Here is a 24,385-nt window from a genome sequence, read left to right as displayed (position 1 = left end):
ATGATTAAGTTAATTGGTGCCATTATCATTATAATTGCAACCACCTGGACGGGATTTGAAGCGGCAAGAAATTTTAGTGATCGGCCTAAGCAGTTAAGGGCATTGCGCTCAGCGCTGCAATCACTAGAGGCTGAAATTATGTATAGCCATACGCCCTTGCATGAAGCTGCAAGAAGATTAGCAGCACAGCTTGCTAACCCGCTTTCCAGGTTTTTTGAAGGCTTTGCGAATAAATTAACGAATACGGAAACAACCGTAAAAGACGCCTGGGAAACTAGTTTACAAGAGATTTGGAAGTTAACGGCTTTAAAACAAGGGGAATTTGAAATAATGAAGCAATTTGGGGAAACACTTGGCCGTCATGATCGCTTTTCCCAGCAAAAGCAAATTTTACTAACACTATCCCATCTTGAAAGAGAAGAAGCGGATGCCATTGACCGGCAGGCAAAATATGAAAAAATGCTAAAGAGTTTAGGTTTCTTATCAGGATTGTTACTTATTATTTTACTATTTTAGGGGGGAAAGCAATGGGTTTAGAGGTGGATATCATTTTTAAAATTGCAGGGGTTGGGATCGTTGTTGCCTTTTTGCATACTGTTTTAGATCAGGTCGGTAAAAAAGAATACGCCCAATGGGTAACGTTATTTGGATTTATCTATATTTTGTTCCAAGTCGCTACGATAGTAGATGATCTATTCCAAAAAATAAAATCGGTATTCTTGTTTCAATAGAAAGGGGGGGTGTAGCCATTGAAATCATTAAAATAGTCGGTGTTGCCCTAATCGCCACTTTTCTTGCTTTAATTATCAAAGAACAGAAACCTAATTTTGCTTTTCTCTTAGTTGTTTTTGTAGGCTGTGCCATCTTTCTCTTTTTAGTTGATAAAATTTTTGAAATTATTCACATGCTTGAAAAACTGGCAGTCAACGCAAAGGTAAATATGGTTTATGTTGAGACCATCCTTAAAATTATTGGAATTGCTTACATTGCGGAATTTGCCACACAGATTACAAAAGATGCTGGTCAAGGCGCCATTGCTTCGAAGATAGAATTAGCGGGAAAAATTATCATCTTAGCCATGTCAATCCCAATATTAACAGTATTGATCGAAACAATCATTAAACTAATTCCAAGTTGAGGACAGCCCCTAAAAAGAGGTGTAGTAATGAAGCAAAAGCTGCAGTTTATTCCTATTATAGTTCTAGTAATCTTATTTTTTTATCTTCCAAATGTACAAGCTGCCGAAGAATCTAAAGACAATCAGGCAGCACTTTCGGCGCAAGAATTGGTAGATCAACAGGTTGAAACGTTGGATTTAAGTGAACTTCAACAATATTGGGAGGATATAACTAATAAATATGGAGGTTTTCTTCCTGAAAGTCAAAAAGGCAGTCTTTATGATTTCATTAAAGGCGACAAGAAGTTTTCTTTTAAACAATGGGGACAAGGAGTACTTAAGTTTGCTTTTCATGAGTTTGTAGCGAATGGCAAGTTATTGGGTTCCTTAATCTTGTTAACTATTTTCAGCATGTTCCTTCAATCGATGCAGAATGCTTTTGAAAAGAGCACGATTAGTAAAGTGGCCTATTCGATCATTTATATGGTCCTGGTTATTTTAGCGCTTAATAGTTTCCACATTGCAATCAGCTATACAAATGAGGCTATTGGAACGATGATCTCATTCGTTTTGGCACTTGTTCCTCTCCTGCTTGCATTAATTGCAGCATCAGGAGGAGTTGTATCTGCTGCCTTTTTTCACCCAGTCATCCTATTCCTAATGAATTCTAGCGGATTAATCATGCAATATATTATTCTTCCCCTCCTCTTTTTAGCGACTTTGCTGAGTATTGTTAGTACCATGTCTGAACATTACAAAGTTTCACAGTTAGCCGCCCTGCTTCGAAATTGGAGTATTGGCTTAATGGGACTTTTCTTAACAGTGTTTCTTGGCGTTATTTCAGTTCAAGGGGCATCAGCGGCAGTTACCGATGGAGTAGCCATCAGAACGGCAAAGTTTGTTACTGGTAATTTTATTCCTGTAATTGGAAGAATGTTTACTGATGCAACAGATACAGTGGTTAGTGCGTCGGTACTGTTAAAAAATACTGTTGGAATAGCAGGGGTCGCCATTTTGTTAATTATCGTGGCTTTTCCAGCATTAAAAATATTAATGATTTCATTTATTTATAAATTTGCAGCTGCTATCCTACAGCCCTTAGGGGGCGGGCCCGTTATTAAATGTTTGGATATTATCAGTAAAAGTGTCATCTATGTTTTTGCAGCGTTGGGAATTGTCTCACTTATGTTCTTTTTAAGTATTACGGTCATCGTTGCAGCAGGAAATTTAACGATGATGATGAGATAAGGAGGGAAGACATGGATTTCTTAAAAGAATGGGTAACTAATATTATCCTTTTTATCCTGTTGGCTACTGTCATCGATATGCTTCTTCCAAACTCCAGTATGCAGAAATATACCAAGATGGTTACCGGGCTGCTCTTAATTGCGATTATTCTAACTCCTATCTTCAAACTCATCTCCAAGGATTTTGAAACGACAATGAGTTCCATCCCTTCATATCAAGTTCCTGGAGAAAAAAATATGAAAAATTCAATAGATTTAAAGAAAAAAGAAATACAAGCCTCTCAACATGCATATATTTTAGAAGAAATGGCTGTCCAGCTAAAAAAGGATGTTAAGGAGGAGTTGATGAATCAATACGGATTGGAGATAGATAAAATTGACCTAGCAGTAAACGAAGAAAGCGACAAAGCATTCCCTGAAAACCTCCAAAAGGTTACGGTTCTTCTAAAACAGCCTGAAAATGGTGTGAAGACAGTCGAAGCAATTAAGCCCGTCGAAATAAACACAGAAAAACCTCTTTCATCTAATGGATCAAAAGAAGAAACAGAAAAAATTGCTTCATTTCTGTCAAAGAAATGGAATGTATCAGAGAAAACAGTAGAGGTCTCGATTGAAGGGGGGAGTGAAAAGAATAATGGATAACAAACCAGGACCACTATCGTGGCTCAAAAAATTAATAAAACCTGAAGATAAGGGCGAAAAGAAACCTGGTAAATATCAGTATATGCTATTGGTCCTCTGTATTGGAGCCGCCTTTATGCTTGTAGGTAACATTGTTTTCAAGGATCATACTGGTTCGCAAGCGCAGCCTGCATCAACAAATAATAAAGTGGCCTCTGAAGACGTTCCCACATTTGGAATTAAAAAATCTTCAGAGAATAAAGTCATTGCTGAATATGAAGAAAAGTATGAAAACCAAATGAAGAAGGCTTTAGAGGAAATGCTCGGTGTAGATGACGTTACTGTTGTGGTGACAATAGATTCAACTGATAAGAAAGTACTTGAAAAAAATAAGGTCACAAAATCGCAAACAACGGATGAAACAGATCGTGAAGGCGGACAGCGGAAGGTAGTTGATTCCTCTACAGACGAACAACTCGTTATTGTTCGAAATGGAGAAAAAGAGGTTCCTATTGTTGTAGAAACAAAAAAACCCGATATTCGAGGGGTACTGGTTGTAGCCAAGGGTGCCGATAATATTGAAGTAAAAAAATGGATTAAGGAAGCAGTTACTAGGGCTTTGGGAGTACCTAGCCATCGAGTAGCTGTCATGCCTAAAAAATAAAGGGGGAAAAATAAAATGCTTTTGAAAAAACAAACAGTTTGGTTATTAACAATGTTAAGTTTAGTAGTGGTCTTATCAGTATACTATATTACATCACCAGAGCAAAAGAGCACCGATTTGACTGCAGTTCAACAAAAGGCAAAAGATCAAAATCTAAGTAATTCAAAATCGGAAACAAAGGAAAACAGTGGGAAAACGGTTGTATCCAGTGTTGCCGGTGATGTTGCATTTGAAGAACTACGGATGAAACTTGAAGACTTACGCAGCCAAAAGCAGGAAGAATTAACAAGCGAATTAGCTTCAACTGATCTCTCTCCGGATGAAAAAAGCAAGGTCAAAGACCAAATGGATAAACTAAATCAAATTGCGCAAAGCGAAGAGTTACTTGAAACCTTTATTAAAACAATGGGATATGAAGATGTTCTTGTTAGAGCAGATGGCGCAAAGGTAATCGTTACAGTGAAGGCAAAAAAGAAGCCTTCAGTTTCAGATGCTAATAAGATTATGCTCGAAGTGAAGAAAGAGATTGATGAAACTAATTATGTAGCAGTTGAATATCAGCCTGCAAAATAATACCTTAAAAAGGGAAAGTCATTGGCTTTCCTTTTTTTATGTTTACACTTATCATTAATAGGTAAAAATCATCATTTGAAAAGGTGCAACCGTAAAAATTTCTTTTTTTTATCAAAAAAGTTTAATATAAAGAGGAAGGCCTTTTTGAAATTCAATTAAGATTATTGAACTTTTACTAGCTATTATCGTATAGTATTAGTAGTTAGTACTAATTAAAGTTGTACAAGGAGTGTTACTCAATGTTAAAAGTACAAGAAATTCGCGAATTGATTAAATTAGTTGATCAATCCAGTATCGATGAATTTGTATATGAAATTGATGGTTCAAAAATTCAAATGAAGAAAAATAATTCAACTACTATTGTTTCCCAGGTGTCTTCATTCCCACAGGAAGCTGACTTAATCCCAGCTGTAAAAACAGTCCCTGCGGCACAGCCAGCACCTGCTGTTCAAGTCCAAGAAGCTGCACTGGAAACAGGGAAAGCACCAGTAAATGAAGCAGCAGTACAAGCTAATTTACACAAAATTACATCACCAATGGTTGGAACCTTCTATGCGTCACCAACTCCAGATACTGATGTATATGTAAAAGCAGGAGACCGAGTGTCAAAGGATTCCATCGTTTGTATCGTAGAAGCGATGAAATTATTTAATGAAATTGAGGCAGAAGTAGACGGGGAAATCGTAGAAGTATTGGTTAAAAATGGCCAATTAGTTGAATATGGTCAGCCGTTATTTCTAGTAAAACCGGAATAAGGAGCGATAACAGGATGATTAAGAAACTGTTAATTGCAAACAGAGGAGAAATTGCCGTCAGGATTATTCGTGCCTGCCGGGAAATGGGGATTGAATCGGTTGCGGTGTATTCTGAAGCCGACCGTGAAGCCCTTCATGTCCAACTCGCAGATGAAGCCTATTGTATAGGACCAACATCTTCAAAAGACAGTTATTTAAACGTTACAAATATTATTAGTGTTGCAAAATTAACCGCTTGTGATGCGATTCACCCAGGATATGGGTTTCTTGCTGAAAATGCAGACTTTGCAGAACTTTGCCGTGAGTGTAATATTACATTTGTCGGCCCAAGCCCGGAAGCAATTAATAAGATGGGCACGAAGGACGTCGCAAGGGAAACCATGAGGGAAGCAGGCGTACCTATTGTCCCAGGTTCTACAGGTATTATTAATGATATTGATGAAGCGCTGGAACTAGTAAAACAAATTGACTATCCTGTCATTATTAAGGCAACTGCAGGCGGCGGTGGTAAAGGGATCCGTGTCGCGAGAAATGAACAGGAATTAATAAAAGGAATTAATATTACACAACAGGAAGCATTGACAGCTTTCGGAAATTCTGGTGTTTACATAGAAAAATATATTGAGGATTTCCGACATGTGGAGATACAAGTACTAGGTGATAAACATGGAAATGCGATTCACTTAGGTGAAAGAGATTGCTCTATTCAGCGCCGGCTTCAAAAGCTGTTGGAAGAATCGCCTTCACCGGCTTTAGATGGTGAGATTCGTGAAGAAATGGGAACTGCAGCCGTAAAGGCTGCCAAAGCAGTTGATTATTCGGGTGCAGGCACGGTAGAATTTATATATGACTACCGCAATCGCAAGTTTTATTTTATGGAAATGAACACAAGAATACAGGTGGAACACCCTGTGACTGAAATGGTTACTGGTATCGACCTTATAAAAGAACAAATTCGAGTGGCAAATGGCGAAAAACTAACCATCAAACAGCAGGATGTTACTTTTACAGGCTGGGCAATTGAGTGCAGGATTAATGCAGAAAATCCAGAGAAGAATTTTCTTCCTTCTGCTGGTAAAATTAAGATGTATTTACCGCCTGGTGGGTTAGGAGTTCGTATTGATTCAGCAGCGTATCCGGGATATACCATTCCGCCCTACTACGATTCCATGATTGCGAAGGTCATCGCATATGGCAGCACCAGAGAAGAAGCAATCTCAAGAATGAAACGGGCATTAAGTGAGTTTGTTGTAGAAGGAATTCATACAACCATACCGTTCCATTTAAAATTGTTGGAGCATGAGAAATTTGTTGAAGGCAATTTTAATACGAAATTTCTGGAATTGTATGATGTGATGAAGTCTGTCTAAAATCTGGAGGTGTTTTAAATGAGCGAATTTAGTGTCTTGGAAATGGATCAAGGAAACAATGGTCATGGCAAAATTGAAATTGCCCCTGAGGTAATTGAGGTTATTGCCGGAATTGCTGCATCCGAAGTAGAAGGTGTCTCTGGGATGCGCGGAAATTTTGCCACAGGAGTTGTGGAACGTCTAGGGAAAAAGAATCACGGTAAAGGTGTTAAAGTAGAACTGACTGAAACCGGGATAAAAGTAGACGTATATTGTTTAATGAAGTTCGGTATGTCCATTCCAGCTGTTGCAGGCAAGGTGCAGGATAATATTCGTCAGGCCTTGTTGAATATGACTGCCTTAGATGCAGAGGAAGTAAATATTCATGTTGTGGGAATTCAATTTGAGACCCTAAAGAATGAACAGGAAATTGACTCTGAGCTATAATATTCTAAGAACCAAAGGTATTGGATCCTTTGGTTCTTCTATTTTTGTAAGTCCATCCTTAGGAATTTACATATGAAGATAAACCATCTCTATTAGGTTAATTCTTCCTTTATAAAATAATGAGACATACAGTGCGATTCCATTTTAGTTATGCTATTATCTTTTTATGTGCATGCTAGTTTTAAATGATAAGTGCGAGTTCATGTGCGAAAATTAGCAAAAATTAGTTAATATAGATAAAGGAGTAAACGGTAAAATGAAAAGAAGAACAGCTAGGGAAAAGGCGTTACAGGCTCTTTTTCAAATTGATGTTAGTAATACAGAACCATCATTAGCAATTGAACATGTCTTAGAAGGCGAGCAGAATGACGATTACCTGACCCATTTGGTTTTGGGAGTTGTTGAACAAAAGACTTCAATTGATCATCTTATTAGTGAAAATCTTGAAAAGTGGTCTTTAGACCGATTAGCAACAGTTGATAGAAATTTATTAAGAATGGCTGCCTATGAATTAAAATTTTCTCGAGAAATTCCGGAAAATGTTGTTTTAGATGAAGCCATAGAGATAGCTAAAGTTTACGGAGATGACCAATCAAGTAAGTTTATTAATAGTGTTTTATCTAAGATAAAAGAAACACTTCATAATAATTAATTAACTATTTTTCTAGGGACTGGGAGGAACAATGATGACAGCACAAATTATCAACGGAAAAGAAATTGCAGAGAAAAAAAGGGTTGAAATTGCCGAAGAGGTTATAAGACTTAAAAATCTTGGCGTTACACCAGGATTAGCTGTAATTCTAGTAGGGAATAATCATGCATCAAGGACCTATGTAAGAAATAAGGAAAAGGCATGTCATGAACTAGGAATGAACTCAATATTAATTGAAATGCAAGAAGAGGTTTCAGAAGAAGAATTATTAGCGAAAATCGCCGAATTAAACGAAACACCTGATATACATGGAATCTTGGTACAGTTGCCACTTCCAAAGCATATTGATGAAAAGAAGGTAATTGAATCGATTTCTCCGTCAAAGGATGTAGATGGTTTCCACCCAATCAATATTGGCAGAATGATGACTGGCCAAAATGCATTTTTACCTTGTACTCCGTATGGGATAATGGTGTTACTCGAGGAAACTGGTATTTCCATTCCTGGTAAACATGTCGTCGTAGTAGGAAGAAGTAATATTGTTGGAAAGCCAGTTGGTCAATTATTCCTAAATCAAGATGCGACAGTTACCTACTGTCATTCAAAAACAAAAGATTTACCATTACATACAAACCAAGCTGATATCCTTGTCGCAGCGGTTGGAATTCCAAACTTTATAAAAGCAGAGCATGTTAAGGATGGGGCTGTTATTATTGATGTTGGGATAAACCGAAATGAAGCTGGTAAACTTTGCGGTGATGTTGCTTTTGATGAAGTAGCGAAAAAGGCTGGTTATATCACTCCGGTTCCAAAAGGAGTTGGCCCTATGACCATTACCATGCTTATGTATAATACTGTTAAATCTGCTGCAGAAAGTCTAAATCGAGATTAGGTAAAATGATTGTCCTTATCTTATTACAATTAGCTATTTTGTGTTTTTACAGACAAACAATAGAGCTAATTGTATAATAGATAAGGACAGTTTTATTCTTTCGTCAAAAGGAGCTTCACATGCAGGATCAAAGATATTTATCAGTGAATGCTTTAACCAAATACATAAAGCGGAAATTTGACGCTGATCCCCATTTACGAGAAGTCCACGTTAGAGGCGAAATTTCAAATTTCAAGCAGCATTCTAGCGGACATATGTATTTTACATTAAAGGATGAGAAAGCGCGGATTCTTGCAGTAATGTTTGCCGGACAATCCCGTTTTATGAAGTTTTCACCAGAAAACGGTATGAAGGTAATAGTTAAGGGTGAAATCAGTGTATATGAACCAAGTGGTCAATACCAAATTTATATTAGAGAGATGCAGCCGGATGGCATTGGTGAATTATTTTTAGCATATGAACAACTTAAACAAAGGTTAGAATCGGAAGGGTTATTTGCTCCAGAAACGAAGAAGGCCATTCCTCAGTATCCGAGAACCGTCGGTGTAATAACCTCTCCTACTGGGGCTGCTATTAGAGATGTTATTACTACCATCAAAAGGCGTTATCCAATTGCTAATATTCTTGTATTACCAGCACTCGTTCAAGGAGACAACGCTGCACCGTCCATCGCTAAAGCCATAGAAATGGCCAATAACATGGAGGAAATCGATGTCTTAATTGTGGGGCGGGGTGGAGGGTCCATTGAAGAATTATGGGCTTTTAATGAAGAAATAACTGCACGGGCAATCTTTTCATCCAAAATTCCGATCATATCAGCAGTTGGCCATGAAACCGACTTTACTATTGCTGATTTTGTTGCTGACTTACGAGCACCTACACCTACAGGCGCAGCAGAGCTAGCTGTCCCGCATATAGAAGAACTGGTGGACAGAGTATTACAGCGGCAAGCCCGTTTGATTCGCAGCATGAGTGGAAAATTCAAGTTTGAAAAAGAACGTTTAAATCGTGTTCAAAAATCATATGCCTTTCGATATCCACACCGTCTTTATGAGCAAAAGCTTGAGCAGGTGGACCGGTTAACTGAAATGTTAGTGCGCGGTACCTCGAGATTGTCCTTAGTAAAAAAAGGTCAGCATGAGATATTATCGAAACGATTGCAGCGAAATCACCCAAATGAAGGACTGCAGGAGGCAAAAAAACGTTTTGAACGAACTCAAAAGGATCTTTATCGGACCGTTGCTCAAATATACGAAAAAAAACATACAGAGTTTGACCGGATTCTTTCTACCTTGCAGGCGTTAAGTCCCCTTAAAATAATGGAACGGGGATATAGTTTGGCCTATACAGAGGATAATCTGTTAGTTAAAAGTGTGAAGCAGGTAAAGGTGAATGAGCAAGTACAAATTCAATTAACTGATGGAAGCCTTTACTGTAATGTGGAAACAATAAAGGAGAGAAAAGCTAGTGACTAATGAAAAAACTTTAACCTTCGAAGAGGCAATGTCTAAGCTTGAACAAATTGTAGAAAAGCTTGAAGAAGGCGACGTTCCATTAGAAGAAGCTATTACTTTCTATAAAGAAGGTATGGAACTTTCAAAACTTTGTCATGATAAATTAAAAACTGTGGAAGAACAGCTTACGCAAATTATTACGGAGGATGGTCGTAAAGAGCGTTTTTCTATTCCAGAGGAGGATTAGGGCTTGAAAACCGGGTTACTTGATGCGTTTAAAAAAGAATATCAGCTATTGCTTAATCGGGAACTTCGAGGACTGGTAGAAAGACTGGATGCCCCTTCCGTAATTAAGGATTCAATGATTTATTCACTTGAAGCAGGCGGTAAAAGAATTCGCCCATTATTACTGTTTGCTACCTTAGATGCTTTTGGAATTGACCCTAAAAAAGGGATTCAGGCTGCTTGTGCAATCGAAATGATTCATACCTATTCTTTAATACATGATGACCTGCCCAGCATGGATAATGATGACTTAAGAAGAGGTAAGCCCACCAATCATAAAGTTTTTGGAGATGCCATTGCAATCCTTGCAGGGGATGCGTTGTTAACTTATAGTTTTGAAGTAATAAATATGCTGTCTGAAAATTTTACGCCTCCATCTGCGAAAATGAAATTGGTAATTGAAATGGCTAAAGCAGCTGGTGCTGAGGGAATGGTAGGCGGTCAAGTGGCTGATATGGAAGGAGAGGGCAAGGCCCTTTCTCTTGAGGAACTAGAATATATACATATTCACAAAACAGGTAAGCTGCTAAAATTTAGTGTGGTAGCAGGAGCCATAATGGCTCAGGCAAATGCCAGCCTTTTACATAACTTGTCGGCCTTTGCTCATCACCTTGGACTTGCTTTCCAAATACAGGATGATATTCTAGACTTGATAGGCAATCAACAACTTATTGGAAAGCCAGTTGGCAGTGATACAGTTAACCAAAAAAGCACCTATCCACAACTATTATCCTTGGAAGGGGCAAAAGCTGCCCTTGAAAATCAGATTAAACTGTCAAAAGATTACTTAGAAAAGACAGACTTAAATACCACTCTTCTAAACGAGATAACGGATTTAGTTGCTTCAAGGGATCATTAGGTGTTTAGGCAGTAATTATATGTTCTTATGGATCTCAAAATGCGGAGAATGTTGAATTGCCGTTATCACTTAGTGTGTTAGCGGCTATTTTTTCAGATATAGATACCAATACTAGTAATAAAATAGTAAAGAACGAAAAAGTATGAAAGTGAGTGGTCCAAAAATGGATTTATTATCAATCAAGGACCCATCCTTCTTAAAAGGGATGTCGAATCAGGAGCTTGAAGCTCTTAGTCAGGAAATACGCGAGTTTTTAATTGAAAAATTGTCTGTGACTGGAGGCCATATCGGGCCCAATTTGGGAGTGGTGGAATTAACAATCGCTCTACATAAATGCTTTGATAGTCCAAAGGATAAACTCATTTGGGATGTTGGACATCAATCTTATGTTCATAAAATTTTAACCGGAAGGGCTTGTGAATTTGATACCTTAAGGAAGTTTAAGGGTTTATGCGGATTCCCGAAACGTGTTGAAAGTGAACATGATGTCTGGGAGACAGGACACAGCTCTACTTCTCTTTCTGCTGCCATGGGAATGGCGATTGCACGGGACTTGAAAAAAGAGAAATCATTTGTTGTTCCTGTTATCGGTGATGGTGCTTTAACAGGTGGAATGGCGCTTGAAGCCTTAAATCACATTGGTCATGAAAAAAAGGACATGATTGTGGTTCTTAATGATAATGAGATGTCAATTGCTCCCAATGTAGGTGCTCTGCATAATATTCTTGGGCAATTGAGGACCGCAGGTAAATATCAATGGGTAAAAGATGAACTCGAAGTACTTTTGAAAAAAGTTCCTGCAGTTGGCGGAAAACTCGCTGCGACAGCGGAAAGAATCAAGGATAGCCTCAAATATTTGGTTGTTTCAGGCATGTTCTTCGAAGAACTTGGCTTTACCTATTTAGGACCCATTGATGGCCATAATTTTGAAAATTTATTTGAAAACCTCCAATATGCAAAAAAGACGGAGGGGCCTGTCCTTCTCCATGTTATTACGAAAAAGGGGAAGGGTTTTAGGCCGGCTGAGAGTGACAAAATTGGGACGTGGCACGGGACTGGGCCATATAAAATGGACACAGGTGCTTTTGTTAAACCAACTAAAAAACAACCTCCTGCATGGAGCAGTGTTGTAAGCGAAACTGTCCGAAAGCTAGCAAGAAAAGATGAAAGAATTGTGGCAATAACTCCAGCAATGCCTGTTGGTTCGAAGCTAGAGGGCTTTGCAGGTGAGTTTCCTGACCGAATGTTTGATGTGGGGATTGCAGAACAGCATGCTGCCACAGTGGCAGCGGGATTAGCAACCCAAAATATGAAGCCATTCTTAGCGATTTATTCAACCTTTTTACAACGTGCCTATGACCAAGTCCTGCACGATATTTGCAGGCAAAATTTAAATGTTTTTATTGGGATCGACCGTGCTGGTTTAGTAGGAGCCGATGGCGAAACACATCAAGGAGTATTTGATATTGCTTTTTTACGGCATATTCCAAACATGGTTCTAATGATGCCGAAAGACGAAAATGAAGGTCAGCATATGGTTTATACGGCTTTAAATTATAACGATGGACCAATCGCCATGAGGTTTCCGCGCGGAAATGGATTGGGAGTAGAGATGGATGAAGAATTCCATAATATCCCGATTGGAACTTGGGAGACACTAAAGGAAGGAACAGATGCGGCGATTTTAACCTTTGGTACTACGATTCCAATGGCAATGGATGCTGCGAAGAATCTTGAAAAGCAGGGTTTTTCTATTAAGGTAATCAATGCAAGGTTTATAAAACCGATGGATGAAACCATGCTGACAGCACTTCTGGAAAAAAATATACCGATTCTGACCCTTGAGGAGGCCATTTTACAGGGTGGATTTGGCAGTGCAATTCTTGAATATGCCCAGTCTCAGGGATACCACCATGCAATTATTGATAGAATGGGAATTCCAGATAAGTTTATTGAACACGGTGATGTTGACTCCTTACTGGAGGAAATCGGTTTAACTACAGAAGAAGTGATAAAGAGAACTTCCGTTTTAGCGAAGGCCAGAAAAAAACAACAAAGGGCATAAATTCATGAAAAATAAAGAGCGTTTAGATGTTTTATTAGTAGAAAGAGGCCTGATTGAGACTAGGGAAAAGGCAAAAAGAGCCATTATGGCAGGATTGGTGTACACAAATGAAGAACGTCTTGATAAACCAGGTGAGAAAGTCAAGGTTGATATTCCTTTAAATATAAAAGGGAATGTTCTTCCGTATGTTAGCAGGGGCGGATTAAAGCTTGAAAAGGCATTAAAAGTTTTTGATGTGAATGTTCAAGACAAAGTATTATTGGATATCGGGGCTTCAACTGGAGGGTTTACAGATTGTGCACTGCAAAATGGAGCTAATATGTCCTATGCACTTGATGTTGGTTATAATCAGTTAGCCTGGAAGCTGCGTCAAGATGAACGGGTGGTCGTAATGGAAAGAACGAACTTTCGCTATGTTACGCCAGCTGATTTAAGCCGGGAAATGCCGAATTTTGCTACCATCGATGTATCATTTATTTCATTGACTTTAATCCTACCTGTACTAAAGACTCTTTTAATCCCTGGGAGTGATATTATTGCCTTAGTAAAACCTCAATTTGAGGCTGGACGTGAACAAGTTGGCAAAAAAGGAATTGTCCGAGATCAAAAAGTTCATTTGCAGGTTATAGAAAAGATCATTAACTTTTCCATTAAGGAAGGTTATGTAGTCAAAGATTTATCCTATTCCCCTATTACTGGAGGAGACGGAAATATAGAATTCTTGCTCCATCTCCTATGGGAAGGTGAACAAGAGACAGGGATTAATCAACTCCAGATTCAGCCAGCTGAAATTGTGGAAGAATCCCATAAAGAACTTCATACAAAGAATGAAGAAGGGTAGGCAAAAAAAGCCTATCCTTTTGCATGTGAATGTATTTTTATAAAAAAATGTACATTCCTTAAAAAATGGGCTAACATATTGGTAGATAGGACATTTGGATAAATTCTCTAATGTTCTTTTATACGGGGTGAAAAGATGAATAAAGGTCAACGTCATATTAAAATAAGAGAAATCATTGCAAGCAATGATATTGAAACGCAGGATGAGTTAGTGGATGAGTTAAAAAGCGCAGGTTATAACGTAACACAGGCAACCGTCTCAAGAGATATTAAAGAATTACATTTAGTGAAAGTACCTTTAACAGATGGACGCTATAAATACAGCTTGCCGGCAGACCAGCGATTTAACCCGCTGCAAAAACTGAAACGAGCACTTATTGACGCATTTGTCAGAATTGACTCAGCGGGGCATTTACTCGTGATGAAATGTTTACCTGGAAATGCTATGGCAATAGGTGCACTTATTGACAATCTCGATTGGGATGAAATATTAGGAACAATATGTGGTGACGATACAATGTTAATAATTTGTCGAACACCTGAAGATACAGAGGTTATTACAAACCGGTTCCTTGACATGCTTTAAATTGGGGGAGAGTTCTTTGTTAGCAGAACTATCAATTAAAAATTTCGCCATTATTGAAGACTTATCTATCTCGTTTGAAAAAGGTTTAACAGTATTAACTGGGGAAACAGGTGCAGGTAAATCCATTATCATTGATGCTATTCACTTACTAGTCGGAGGCAGAGGATCAGCTGAATTTGTCCGGCATGGTGAAGAAAAGGCTGTAATTGAGGGGCTATTTCAAATAGATGATCCAAACCATCCAGTGATGTTAAAAGCATATGAGTTTGGAATTGATATTGAGGAAGGAATGGTCATTTTAAGGCGTGACATTGCCCGAAGCGGGAAAAGTGTTTGCCGAATAAATGGAAAACTTGTGACGATCTCTATCCTGAGGGAATTAGGTGCAACACTTGTAGATATCCATGGTCAGCATGAACATCAAGAGCTAATGGATGAAACAAGACATTTGCCATTACTTGACCAATTTGGAACGGAAGAAATTAATCCGGCACAAGATGAATACTCACAGGTATTTAGACGTTACGAGCAGACATTGCATAAACTTAAATTATTGAGTGAAAATGATCAGCAGACAGCTCATCGGTTGGATTTAATACAATTCCAATTAGATGAAATTCAAAAGGCAAATTTAAAGCCGAATGAAGATGAAGAACTTGCTGAGGAGAAGAATAGATTAGGGAATTTCGAAAAAGTATTTGAAGCGATTCAAACGGCCTATAATGCTTTAAAAGGTGAACAAAAGGGGCTTGATTGGATGGGAGTAGTTATGGGGTCTCTTGAAGACGCCGCTGCACTTGATTCAAATTACAAAGAGCTATCTGATTCGGTTTCAAATAGTTTTTACTTATTAGAGGACGCAGCATATACTTTACGAAATGAACTGGACGTCCTAGAGTATGACCCGCAGAGATTAAATGAAATTGAAGGACGTTTAAATGAAATTAATCAGTTAAAACGAAAATATGGTAAAACAATCGTAGAGATTTTAGAATATGCCGCCAAGATAGAGGAAGAAATTGAAACCCTTCAAAACAAAGAAACGCATATTGGTGAACTAGAAAAGGAATTAACGTCTATTAAGAAAGACTTAGTCCTTGAAGCAAAACAATTAACAGAACTTCGCCACAAATGGGCAGAGAAGCTTACAAAATTAATCCATAAAGAATTAAAAGAACTCTATATGGAGAAAACTATTTTTGAAATTCGAATTGAATCTGAATCCCATCATTTTTCGAAGAATGGTGTTGACCACGTAGAGTTTTATATTTCAACGAATCCTGGTGAACCACTTAAACCCTTATCAAAGGTGGCCTCTGGAGGAGAATTGTCCCGTATCATGCTGGCATTAAAAAGTATCTTCTCCAAACACCAAGGGGTAACTTCGATTATCTTTGATGAAGTCGATACCGGAGTCAGTGGAAGAGTAGCCCAATCCATTGCTGAAAAGATTTATAAAGTGGCTTCCGGTTCTCAAGTGCTTTGTATTTCTCATTTACCACAAGTGGCAGCTATGGCTGATACACACTTGTTTATTGCAAAAATTATTAAGGGCGGCCGCACCAAAACCTCTGTAACACCGTTAAAGACAAACGAGAAAATAAAAGAAATAGGCCGGATGATATCTGGTACGGAAATCACCGATTTAACCAAAAAACATGCAGAAGAATTATTGCAATTAGCTGGTAAAAATAAGATAAAATGAAAAGCTATCCAAATTGGGTAGCTTTTTTATGTTGAAGCAAGTTATAAATGATTGTCAAGGAGGCAAAATTATAGATGTAGCCATTTTTATAAGTGCAGTGAAAAGAAGCGAGGAGAGTGAAGGATTTGAAGTTAGAAATAATTAGAAAGATTATTGGTGGAATTCTCCTTGTTTCATTAATTAGCCTTATTTTTTTTCAGCCCTTACAGCAATACCTTTCAATACCAAAATCAATAACTGTTTTTGAAGGACAAGATTATACGTTTCAAAAGGCTGCCCCGGTAACAGCCGCCCTTAGTTCTCACAATTCAAATATCACACTAAATCAGGAAAAAACGTCGGTATCTGTTAAAGCTAACGAACACGGCAAGAATGAAATGCTTTTAGAGTATGCAGGGATCCCCATTAAAAAGGTCGATGTACGTGTCTTAAAAGACTTTCGTGTTTTACCAGGCGGACAATCAATCGGTGTAAAATTAAATACGGTTGGAGTATTGGTGGTTGGTCACCATCTAATCAACACAACAAACGGAAAAAAATCTCCAGGTGAAATTGCAGGAATTAAAGTAGGAGACATCATTACCGAAATCAATGGCAGTAAAATTGAGAAAATGACAGACGTAGCCCCATATGTCCAATCGGCAGGGCAAGATGGTAAACCCCTCAATCTAGTCATCAGCCGAGAAAGTGGAAAATTTAAAACCAAGCTGACTCCCTTAAAAGATAAAGGGGAAAACACTTATAAGCTTGGATTGTATATTAGAGATTCTGCAGCAGGAATTGGAACCATGACCTTTGTTCATCCACAATCTAAAAAGTATGGTGCCCTTGGTCATGTGATTTCAGACATGGATACAAAAAAACCAATTGTTGTAGAAGATGGTCAAATTGTTCGTTCGACTGTCACTTCAATTGAAAAAGGCAGCAATGGAGACCCAGGTGAAAAACTTGCACGTTTTTCTTCAGACCATGAAATTGTTGGAAATATTCAAAAGAATAGCCCGTTTGGAATCTTCGGAGAATTAAACAAGGATTTAAAAAATGGAATATTGGATAAACCACTTCCAATTGCTTTATCACATCAGGTTAAAGAAGGACCTGCTAAAATTTTAACCGTGGTTAATGATGACAAAGTAGAAGAGTTTGATATTGAAATTGTTAGTACAATCCCGCAAAAGTTTCCGGCCACAAAAGGCATGGTTATCAAAGTAACCGATCCAAAGCTGCTTGAAAAAACAGGAGGCATTGTACAGGGGATGAGTGGAAGCCCAATTATTCAAAATGGTAAGCTTGTTGGAGCTGTAACCCATGTCTTTGTCAATGATCCTACATCAGGCTATGGAGTTCATATTGAGTGGATGCTGAATGAAGCTGGAATTAATATATACGAAACACCAAAGGATAAAGCTAGTTAATTTTCAAGCAAAATAGGCGTAAATACCTATTTTGCTTCTTTTTTGGAAATAGATTTTTCGACAAAAGCCAGTTATATTATGGTAATTATGCGATTTAAGTCGAAAAAGGAAGTAAAACAAAGAAAAGATAAGATTTTATCACTATTTTAACAATTATTAAAAAAATGAGAGGAATTTTTGTTGCATTGTCGAATTTCTAATTTAGAATAGAATTATGAGAAAAATAAATGATTTTAATGTTCGATTGTAAATAGAGACTGGATTTGGATAAGGGAGGAACTGGAATTGAAGAAAATAAAGGTATGTGTTGTTGATGATAATAGGGAGTTAGTTGGGTTATTAGAGGACTATATTTCTTCCCAAGACGATATGGAAGTTGCTGGTATTGCGCATAATGGTCAAGAATGTTTAGATATGCTTGCATCTGTAGATCCTGATGTACTTGTGTTGGATATCATCATGCCGCATCTCGATGGGTTAGCAGTTCTAGAACGTTTACGTGATGTGAAAAAAGGAACAATTCCAAATGTAATTATGCTGACAGCATTTGGTCAAGAAGATGTAACCAAAAAGGCTGTTGAACTTGGTGCCTCCTACTTTATCTTAAAACCTTTCGATATGGAGAATCTAGGTAATCACATTCGTCAGGTTAGCGGTAATACAAATACATTTACACGAAAGGCACCAACCGTAAGCTATCGTTCGCAGTCCGAGCAAAAACCAAAAAATCTCGATGCGAGTATCACTAGTATTATCCATGAAATTGGTGTTCCAGCGCATATCAAAGGGTATCTATATTTACGTGAGGCCATATCTATGGTTTATAACGATATCGAACTTTTGGGTTCAATCACAAAAGTACTATACCCGGATATTGCAAAAAAGTATAATACAACGGCAAGCCGTGTAGAACGTGCCATTCGTCATGCTATCGAAGTGGCCTGGAGCCGTGGTAATATTGATTCCATTTCCTCCTTATTCGGCTATACAGTAAGCATGTCGAAAGCAAAGCCTACTAACAGTGAATTTATTGCGATGGTAGCAGATAAATTACGCCTTGAACATAAGGCTTCTTGAAAAGAACAGTAATACGTAAAAAGGCCTTCATCACTTGAATGAAGGCCTTTCTATTTTAATTAAATTCGTTATTTTTCTTTCTTTTCTACTTCCATCAATTTTTTTATAAGAATATGTTGAGGCAAATGCATAAGCTGTTCTAACGATATATTTAATTCCTTTGATAGTTTTAATGCAGTTTCTGCCGATAGTTGTAATGGTTTCATGCTTAATTCCTCCAATTTAGATTTGGGAAGTGAAAAAAATGACACAAATATTTGCTCATCGTGGCTACTCCGCCTCATTTGCCGAAAATACTATGGGTGCCTTTTTTGAAGCGGAAAAAGCTGGAGCTGATGGATTAGAACTTGATGTTCAGTTGACAAAGGATGGCGAAGTGGTTGTCATTCATGATGAAAAAGTAGATAGAACAACAACCGGAAGTGGATTTGTAAAAGATTTTTTATTTAAAGAAATTAGAAAATTAAATGCTAACAAAAAAGGGTTGAAAAAAGAACAAATCCCATCCTTAAAAGAAGTGTTAGAATGGCTGCAAACCAATAATTTAATCTGTAACATTGAATTGAAAAACGGTCTCCTTCCGTATGAAGGTATGGAAGAAAAAGTGGTTCAGCTTGTTAGAAGCTACGGCTTATCTAATCGGATTATTATTTCTTCGTTTAATCATTACAGTATTGTATATAGCTATCGAATCGCACCCGAAATAGAAACGGCGCCCTTGTTTATTGAAAGCATCTATATGCCCTGGGTTTATGCTCAATCAATCAGATCCAAAGGGATTCATCCTAAACATTCAGCGATGTCTGACAATATTTTCACCAATACGATGGATAATGGTATTGCTGTCCGTCCTTATACAGTGAACAAAGAGGCAGACATGCATAGGCTTTTTAATATTAACTGTACGGCCATTATTACAGATGATCCAGTTAAGGCCATACGTATAAGAAAACAATATGAGAACAGGCTTTAAAAAATAAAAATTCAACTTAAAAGGAGAGTGCAGTTCTAAGTGAACAGCCTCTCCTTTTTAACCTCTACAAAACCTATCGTTTAAATTTACTCTGTACTTTATTCCTCTTACGATCCCGATGAAAAATGAATCCTGCTACAAATCCAAGACCTCCGATAAAAAATACCAGTCCTGCTAAAAATTGCAGCCATAAACTTGGAAAGGGTGCCTGGAGAATTCCAAATGTCATATCACGCATTAATTTAATTCCTAAGGCTGCTAGTGCACCTGGAATGACTAAAATGATGAGGGCAATAATACGTATCATAAATAAATCCTTCCGATTAACAATTTCAAGACTTCTATATCATTATATCGCAACCAAAACCTATTACATAGTAGAAAATTGTCAAGGAGTATGGTTTAGTTATAAAATAGAAATGAAAAGAACTGCATAAAGTTTCCTTTACACAATGAAAAAAATTTCCTATTATCAAAGGGGTAAATTCAATGCAAAACATTATGATTGTTGGAGCTGGTAAAGGTGGAACGGCAATCTTAAAAATATTAAAAGAATCGGAAGTACTTAACGTACATGTTGTTATTGACCGCAATGAAAATGCACCAGGGATGATTCTTGCGCGTAATGAAGGAATTAAAACAGGGACAAGCTGGCAGCAATTTTTAAATGAAAATATAGATATCATTATTGAAGTTACAGGTGATGATGAAGTATTTAAAGAAATAAGAAGTACTAAAAATAGACAGACAGTTTTAATTCCGGGTAGTGTGGCCTTTTTGGTATCGAGGTTAATGGAAGAAAAGGAGGAACTTGTCACCAAGCTTCAAAATGATTCTTATAAACAGGAACTTATTTTTAATACAGCCAATGATGGAATGCTGGTAATCGACCGTGAAGGAAAAGTCATTCTCTTTAATAAAAGAGCGGAAGAGATTATGGGAGTGAAAAAAGAACAGGCAATTGGAAAGGATGTTCTTGAAGTGATCCCAACCAGCAGGCTTTTATTAATTTTAAAAACAAGAAGAACGGAATCTAACCAAGAGATGGTCTTAAATAACGGGAGGAAAATTATTACAACCCGTATTCCGATCATTGAAGAAAATGGAACGTTAATTGGGGCATTTGCCGTGTTTAAAGATATAACAGAAGTCGTTAAACTAGCGGAGGAAATTACGGATTTAAAGGAAATCCAAACGATGCTGCAAGCCATTATCCATTCAAGTGATGATGCCATTTCCGTCGTCGATGAAACTGGGTGTGGACTTCTTATTAACCCTGCCTACACTCGCCTTACAGGTCTTACACAAGATCAAGTGATCGGTAAACCGGCTACAGCTGACATTTCTGAAGGTGAAAGCATGCATATGAGAGTTTTACAAACGAGAAGGGCTGTACGTGGTGTACCTATGAGGGTCGGACCAAACAAACGAGAAGTTATCGTGAATGTAGCTCCGATTATTGTAAAGGGGAAATTAAAAGGCAGTGTGGGAGTCATTCATGATATGTCTGAAATGAAATCATTAAGCAGAGAGTTGAGCCGTGCTAGGCAAATCATTCGAACTCTTGAAGCAAAATATACCTTCGAAGATATAATAGGGATCTCGGAGGAAATGGTGATTGCGATTGAGCAGGCAAAGCTTGGAGCTAAAACACCGGCAACTGTACTGCTGAGGGGAGAATCAGGAACAGGGAAAGAGCTGTTTGCTCATGCTATACATAATGCAAGTGACAGAAAATACAATAAATTTATTCGCGTGAATTGTGCGGCTATTTCTGAATCATTATTAGAAAGTGAATTATTTGGCTATGAGGAAGGGGCCTTTTCTGGGGCTGTAAGAGGAGGGAAACGTGGACTTTTTGAGGAGGCAAACAACGGCAGTATCTTTTTGGATGAGATAGGGGAGTTGTCTGCTAATACGCAGGCCAAGCTCTTAAGAGTGCTCCAAGAAGGTGAAATTATCCGTGTAGGCGGAACCAAACCTATTAACATAAATGTAAGAATCATTGCTGCAACAAATGTAAATCTGGAAAAGGGTATTGCCAAAGGTTCGTTTAGGGAAGACTTATATTATCGATTAAATCGTATGCCCATTCAAATTCCCCCACTTCGAAAAAGGAAAGAGGAAATCCCTGTTTTATGCGACCGGCTGATTGAAAAAATCAACCGTGACTATGGAAGAAATGTAGAAGGTGTAACAAAAGAAGCTCTAAATCAATTAATAGACTATGACTGGCCGGGGAATGTAAGGGAGTTAGAGAATATTCTTGGCCGGGCAATTATTTTTATGAAATATAATGAATCATTAATAGATGTCCATCATCTTCCTGAATTAAGAATTAAACATTTCAGAAATGAATCTGCTGGTAGTCATTCAAGTGAAAACCATACATTAGAAAAGACCTTGCCGGAGATGGTAGAGGAATATGAAGCAAAGATTATCCAAGAGACACTTTCACGATTAAATGGTAATAAAACATTAACTGCAAAAACATTGGGGCTTTCAGTAAGGAATCTTTATTATAAACTTGAAAAATTCAATCTTGAAAAAAACGGCATGCAATAATTTTCATAGTGTGAAAATTATTGCGCTCGTCGGAAGAGGAAAATAAAACGTATACATAAAGGTGTTTTGGCATAGAACTTGCATATTTTATAGTGGATTGCAGGAAATGGAGAAAGGGTTGATGACTGCTTGTTGCTAGACTCACTGATTGACAAAGCAACCCGGGATGACCGAAGTACGGTTGCAATAGCTGCTGCAGACACTGCTGAAGTCATTGAGGCAGTAATTGATGCGTTAATTCGTAATCTTGCTGAATTTATTCTTTTCGGCGACAAAGAAAAAATCACTTCACTTATTAAATTGCAAAAACCAGAGCTGCTGAATAATCATAAATTAAAAATAATTCATACAGATTCTGTAGGAGATGCTGCAAAATCTGCGGTTCAGTCTGTGTCAAACAAACAAGCTAATGTACTAATGAAAGGAAATATCCCTACCAATATTTTATTAAAAGCCGTTTTGGATAAGGAATATGGACTTAGAACCGGGAATGTTTTATCACATATTGCATTCTTTGAAATCCCCGGTTTCAATCAATTGCTCCTAGTTACGGATGCAGCAATGAATATTGCGCCTGACTTAGTCCAAAAAGCACAAATCTTAAGAAACGCGGTTACACTTGCAAAGTCGGTCGGGATAGAATTCCCAAAAGTAGCTGTAATTGCAGCGGTTGAAGCGGTTAATCCCAATATGCAGGCAACGCTTGATGCTGCCGCATTAACAATGATGAATAAACGAGGACAAATATCCGAATGCATTGTCGATGGCCCCCTTGGTCTTGATAATGCTATTTCTGATATAGCAGCAGAACACAAAGGGATTAAAAGTGATGTAGCCGGTAAAGCAGATATACTATTGGTACCAACGATTGAAGTTGGAAATGTTTTATATAAATCATTAATTTACTTTGCTCAGGCAAAGGTTGGTGCTTTACTTGCTGGAGCAAGTGCTCCAATTGTACTTACATCCAGAGCTGATTCAGCAGAAAGCAAGCTTTATTCTCTTGCTTTAGCTTTATGCTGTGTAAAAAAGTAGATTTTTACCCATTTGAGGAGGAATATTTCTATGGAGATCTTTAAATATTTAGAGAAATATGATTATGAACAATTAGTTTTTTGTCAAGATAAAGAATCAGGTTTAAAGGCAATTATTGCTATTCATGATACAACACTTGGTCCAGCATTAGGAGGCACCCGAATGTGGACATATGCATCAGAAGAAGCAGCCATTGAAGATGCTCTTCGCCTAGCGAGAGGAATGACTTATAAAAACGCTGCTGCGGGGTTAAATCTTGGTGGTGGAAAAACAGTTATTATTGGTGATCCTCGTAAAGACAAAAGTGAAGCATTATTTAGAGCCTTCGGCCGGTATATTCAAGGTTTAAATGGCCGGTATATTACTGCTGAGGATGTAGGTACTACTGTGTCTGATATGGATATTATCCACGAAGAGACTGATTTTGTAACAGGGATTTCTCCGGCATTTGGATCTTCCGGAAATCCTTCTCCAGTGACTGCTTTTGGTGTTTATCGCGGTATGAAAGCAGCTGCGAAAGAAGCCTTTGGTACAGATTCCCTTGAAGGAAAAGTGGTTGCTGTTCAAGGGATCGGAAATGTTGCTTATACTCTCTGTGAATATTTGCATAAAGAAGGGGCGCAGCTTATTGTTACCGACATAAATAAGGAAGCAGTTAATCGCGCTGTAGAAGCCTTTGGTGCTCAGGCTGTAGATCCTGAAAATATTTATGGGGTAGAGTGTGATATTTATGCTCCATGTGCATTAGGGGCAACCATTAATGATGAAACCATTCCACAATTAAAGGCAAGAGTCATCGCGGGTTCTGCAAATAACCAATTAAAAGATGCCCGCCATGGAGATATCATTCATGAAATGGGTATCGTTTATGCCCCGGATTATGTAATTAACGCTGGTGGTGTTATTAATGTAGCTGATGAGCTTTATGGATACAATCAAGAACGTGCGATGAAAAAGGTTGAACAGCTTTATACAACAATAGAGAAAGTAATTGAAATTTCTAAACGGGACGCCATCCCAACCTATGTTGCTGCGGACAGAATGGCAGAAGAAAGAATTGCAAGAATCCGTAACTCTAGAAGCCAGTTCTTACAAAATGGCCATCATATCTTAAGTCACCGTATTTCAAGGTAACAAAGCCCAAAGAGGCTTGACTAACTAATCCAATGGTTTATTAAATTCATTTCGGATAGGGAAAAGGTCATGTAA

The 24,385-nt window shown here is 37.9% G+C and carries 27 protein-coding genes; 25 read left to right on the top strand and 2 right to left on the bottom strand.

Annotated features, from left to right (window positions below; all coding sequences use genetic code 11):
- The 21 genes from spoIIIAB to spo0A all read left to right on the top strand — a co-directional run bounded on the left by spoIIIAB (position 1) and on the right by spo0A (position 18,603).
- Positions 1-516, top strand: coding sequence for a stage III sporulation protein SpoIIIAB (spoIIIAB, locus tag CVD27_RS23890; RefSeq protein WP_101651119.1), 516 nt, complete (start codon positions 1-3; stop codon positions 514-516).
- An 11-nt stretch (positions 517-527) separates the two neighbouring features.
- Entirely contained in the window at positions 528-731 is a 204-nt protein-coding gene (gene spoIIIAC / locus CVD27_RS23885) for a stage III sporulation protein AC (protein WP_026572556.1), read from the top strand.
- A 17-nt stretch (positions 732-748) separates the two neighbouring features.
- On the top strand, positions 749-1,138 hold the full coding sequence (gene spoIIIAD, locus CVD27_RS23880) for a stage III sporulation protein AD (RefSeq protein ID WP_374703102.1): 390 nt from the start codon (positions 749-751) through the stop codon (positions 1,136-1,138).
- A 27-nt stretch (positions 1,139-1,165) separates the two neighbouring features.
- Complete coding sequence (spoIIIAE, locus tag CVD27_RS23875; protein WP_101651115.1) at positions 1,166-2,365, top strand: stage III sporulation protein AE; 1,200 nt, start codon at positions 1,166-1,168, stop codon at positions 2,363-2,365.
- Between the two features lie 11 nt (positions 2,366-2,376).
- Entirely contained in the window at positions 2,377-3,006 is a 630-nt protein-coding gene (gene spoIIIAF, locus CVD27_RS23870; protein WP_101651113.1) for a stage III sporulation protein AF, read from the top strand.
- Positions 2,999-3,649, top strand: a complete 651-nt coding sequence (gene spoIIIAG, locus CVD27_RS23865; protein ID WP_101651111.1) for a stage III sporulation protein AG — start codon at positions 2,999-3,001, stop codon at positions 3,647-3,649. Before spoIIIAF ends, spoIIIAG begins: the two co-directional genes overlap by 8 nt.
- A gap of 15 nt (positions 3,650-3,664) precedes the next feature.
- Positions 3,665-4,222 carry a SpoIIIAH-like family protein gene (locus tag CVD27_RS23860; RefSeq protein ID WP_101651109.1) on the top strand — a complete coding sequence of 186 codons (558 nt, stop codon included), beginning with the start codon at positions 3,665-3,667 and terminating at the stop codon, positions 4,220-4,222.
- A 239-nt stretch (positions 4,223-4,461) separates the two neighbouring features.
- Positions 4,462-4,977, top strand: a complete 516-nt coding sequence (gene accB, locus CVD27_RS23855; protein WP_101651107.1) for an acetyl-CoA carboxylase biotin carboxyl carrier protein — start codon at positions 4,462-4,464, stop codon at positions 4,975-4,977.
- Between the two features lie 14 nt (positions 4,978-4,991).
- Positions 4,992-6,347, top strand: coding sequence for an acetyl-CoA carboxylase biotin carboxylase subunit (accC, locus tag CVD27_RS23850; protein WP_101651105.1), 1,356 nt, complete (start codon positions 4,992-4,994; stop codon positions 6,345-6,347).
- 18 nt (positions 6,348-6,365) lie between these two features.
- A complete protein-coding gene (locus CVD27_RS23845) occupies positions 6,366-6,773 on the top strand; it encodes an Asp23/Gls24 family envelope stress response protein (protein WP_101651104.1) in 408 nt (135 codons plus the stop codon).
- 256 nt (positions 6,774-7,029) lie between these two features.
- Positions 7,030-7,425 carry a transcription antitermination factor NusB gene (gene nusB, locus CVD27_RS23840; protein WP_101651102.1) on the top strand — a complete coding sequence of 132 codons (396 nt, stop codon included), beginning with the start codon at positions 7,030-7,032 and terminating at the stop codon, positions 7,423-7,425.
- Positions 7,426-7,459: 34 nt separating this feature from the next.
- Positions 7,460-8,317: a bifunctional methylenetetrahydrofolate dehydrogenase/methenyltetrahydrofolate cyclohydrolase FolD gene (gene folD / locus CVD27_RS23835; RefSeq protein WP_101651100.1), complete on the top strand. Its 858-nt coding sequence runs from the start codon at positions 7,460-7,462 to the stop codon at positions 8,315-8,317.
- A 119-nt stretch (positions 8,318-8,436) separates the two neighbouring features.
- A complete protein-coding gene (gene xseA / locus CVD27_RS23830; protein WP_101651099.1) occupies positions 8,437-9,792 on the top strand; it encodes an exodeoxyribonuclease VII large subunit in 1,356 nt (451 codons plus the stop codon).
- Positions 9,785-10,018: an exodeoxyribonuclease VII small subunit gene (locus CVD27_RS23825; protein ID WP_101651097.1), complete on the top strand. Its 234-nt coding sequence runs from the start codon at positions 9,785-9,787 to the stop codon at positions 10,016-10,018. The genes xseA and CVD27_RS23825 overlap by 8 nt, the downstream gene beginning before the upstream one ends.
- 3 nt (positions 10,019-10,021) lie before the next feature.
- Entirely contained in the window at positions 10,022-10,915 is an 894-nt protein-coding gene (locus CVD27_RS23820) for a polyprenyl synthetase family protein (protein WP_308301819.1), read from the top strand.
- A 163-nt stretch (positions 10,916-11,078) separates the two neighbouring features.
- Positions 11,079-12,980: a 1-deoxy-D-xylulose-5-phosphate synthase gene (dxs, locus tag CVD27_RS23815; protein WP_101651095.1), complete on the top strand. Its 1,902-nt coding sequence runs from the start codon at positions 11,079-11,081 to the stop codon at positions 12,978-12,980.
- Positions 12,981-12,984: 4 nt separating this feature from the next.
- Positions 12,985-13,821 carry a TlyA family RNA methyltransferase gene (locus CVD27_RS23810; RefSeq protein WP_101651093.1) on the top strand — a complete coding sequence of 279 codons (837 nt, stop codon included), beginning with the start codon at positions 12,985-12,987 and terminating at the stop codon, positions 13,819-13,821.
- A gap of 135 nt (positions 13,822-13,956) precedes the next feature.
- Positions 13,957-14,406: a transcriptional regulator AhrC/ArgR gene (gene ahrC, locus CVD27_RS23805; protein WP_101651091.1), complete on the top strand. Its 450-nt coding sequence runs from the start codon at positions 13,957-13,959 to the stop codon at positions 14,404-14,406.
- A gap of 16 nt (positions 14,407-14,422) precedes the next feature.
- Positions 14,423-16,111 carry a DNA repair protein RecN gene (recN, locus tag CVD27_RS23800; RefSeq protein WP_101651089.1) on the top strand — a complete coding sequence of 563 codons (1,689 nt, stop codon included), beginning with the start codon at positions 14,423-14,425 and terminating at the stop codon, positions 16,109-16,111.
- 116 nt (positions 16,112-16,227) lie between these two features.
- Positions 16,228-17,526, top strand: a complete 1,299-nt coding sequence (gene spoIVB, locus CVD27_RS23795) for a SpoIVB peptidase (RefSeq protein WP_374703101.1) — start codon at positions 16,228-16,230, stop codon at positions 17,524-17,526.
- Positions 17,527-17,811: 285 nt separating this feature from the next.
- Positions 17,812-18,603, top strand: coding sequence for a sporulation transcription factor Spo0A (gene spo0A, locus CVD27_RS23790; RefSeq protein WP_101651084.1), 792 nt, complete (start codon positions 17,812-17,814; stop codon positions 18,601-18,603).
- Between the two features lie 68 nt (positions 18,604-18,671).
- Here spo0A and CVD27_RS23785 read toward each other — a convergent pair whose 3' ends face one another.
- The gene (locus tag CVD27_RS23785; protein ID WP_101651082.1) at positions 18,672-18,809 is read right to left on the bottom strand and encodes a YycC family protein; all 138 of its coding nucleotides are present in this window, start codon (positions 18,807-18,809) and stop codon (positions 18,672-18,674) included.
- Between the two features lie 38 nt (positions 18,810-18,847).
- Here CVD27_RS23785 and CVD27_RS23780 point away from each other — a divergent pair, with 38 nt between their 5' ends.
- Positions 18,848-19,576: a glycerophosphodiester phosphodiesterase gene (locus CVD27_RS23780; RefSeq protein WP_101651079.1), complete on the top strand. Its 729-nt coding sequence runs from the start codon at positions 18,848-18,850 to the stop codon at positions 19,574-19,576.
- Between the two features lie 73 nt (positions 19,577-19,649).
- Here CVD27_RS23780 and CVD27_RS23775 read toward each other — a convergent pair whose 3' ends face one another.
- On the bottom strand, positions 19,650-19,883 hold the full coding sequence (locus CVD27_RS23775; RefSeq protein WP_101651078.1) for a DUF2627 domain-containing protein: 234 nt from the start codon (positions 19,881-19,883) through the stop codon (positions 19,650-19,652).
- Positions 19,884-20,065: 182 nt separating this feature from the next.
- On the opposite strand from CVD27_RS23775, the gene CVD27_RS23770 reads away from it, so the two are divergent.
- The 3 genes from CVD27_RS23770 (at position 20,066) to bcd (ending at position 24,310) form a co-directional block, all read left to right on the top strand.
- Positions 20,066-22,141, top strand: coding sequence for a sigma-54 interaction domain-containing protein (locus CVD27_RS23770; protein ID WP_101651076.1), 2,076 nt, complete (start codon positions 20,066-20,068; stop codon positions 22,139-22,141).
- Positions 22,142-22,270: 129 nt separating this feature from the next.
- The gene (gene yqiS / locus CVD27_RS23765) at positions 22,271-23,176 is read left to right on the top strand and encodes a phosphate butyryltransferase (RefSeq protein ID WP_101651074.1); all 906 of its coding nucleotides are present in this window, start codon (positions 22,271-22,273) and stop codon (positions 23,174-23,176) included.
- 24 nt (positions 23,177-23,200) lie between these two features.
- Positions 23,201-24,310 carry a branched-chain amino acid dehydrogenase gene (gene bcd / locus CVD27_RS23760; RefSeq protein WP_101651276.1) on the top strand — a complete coding sequence of 370 codons (1,110 nt, stop codon included), beginning with the start codon at positions 23,201-23,203 and terminating at the stop codon, positions 24,308-24,310.
- Positions 24,311-24,385: the final 75 nt, after the last annotated feature.

Origin of the sequence: Neobacillus cucumis (assembly GCF_002860255.1) — a bacterium.
Classification (GTDB): domain Bacteria; phylum Bacillota; class Bacilli; order Bacillales; family Cytobacillaceae; genus Neobacillus; species Neobacillus cucumis_A.
The sequence above is the reverse complement of the archived record's forward strand: the minus strand, read 5'-3'. Positions and strand labels throughout refer to the sequence as shown.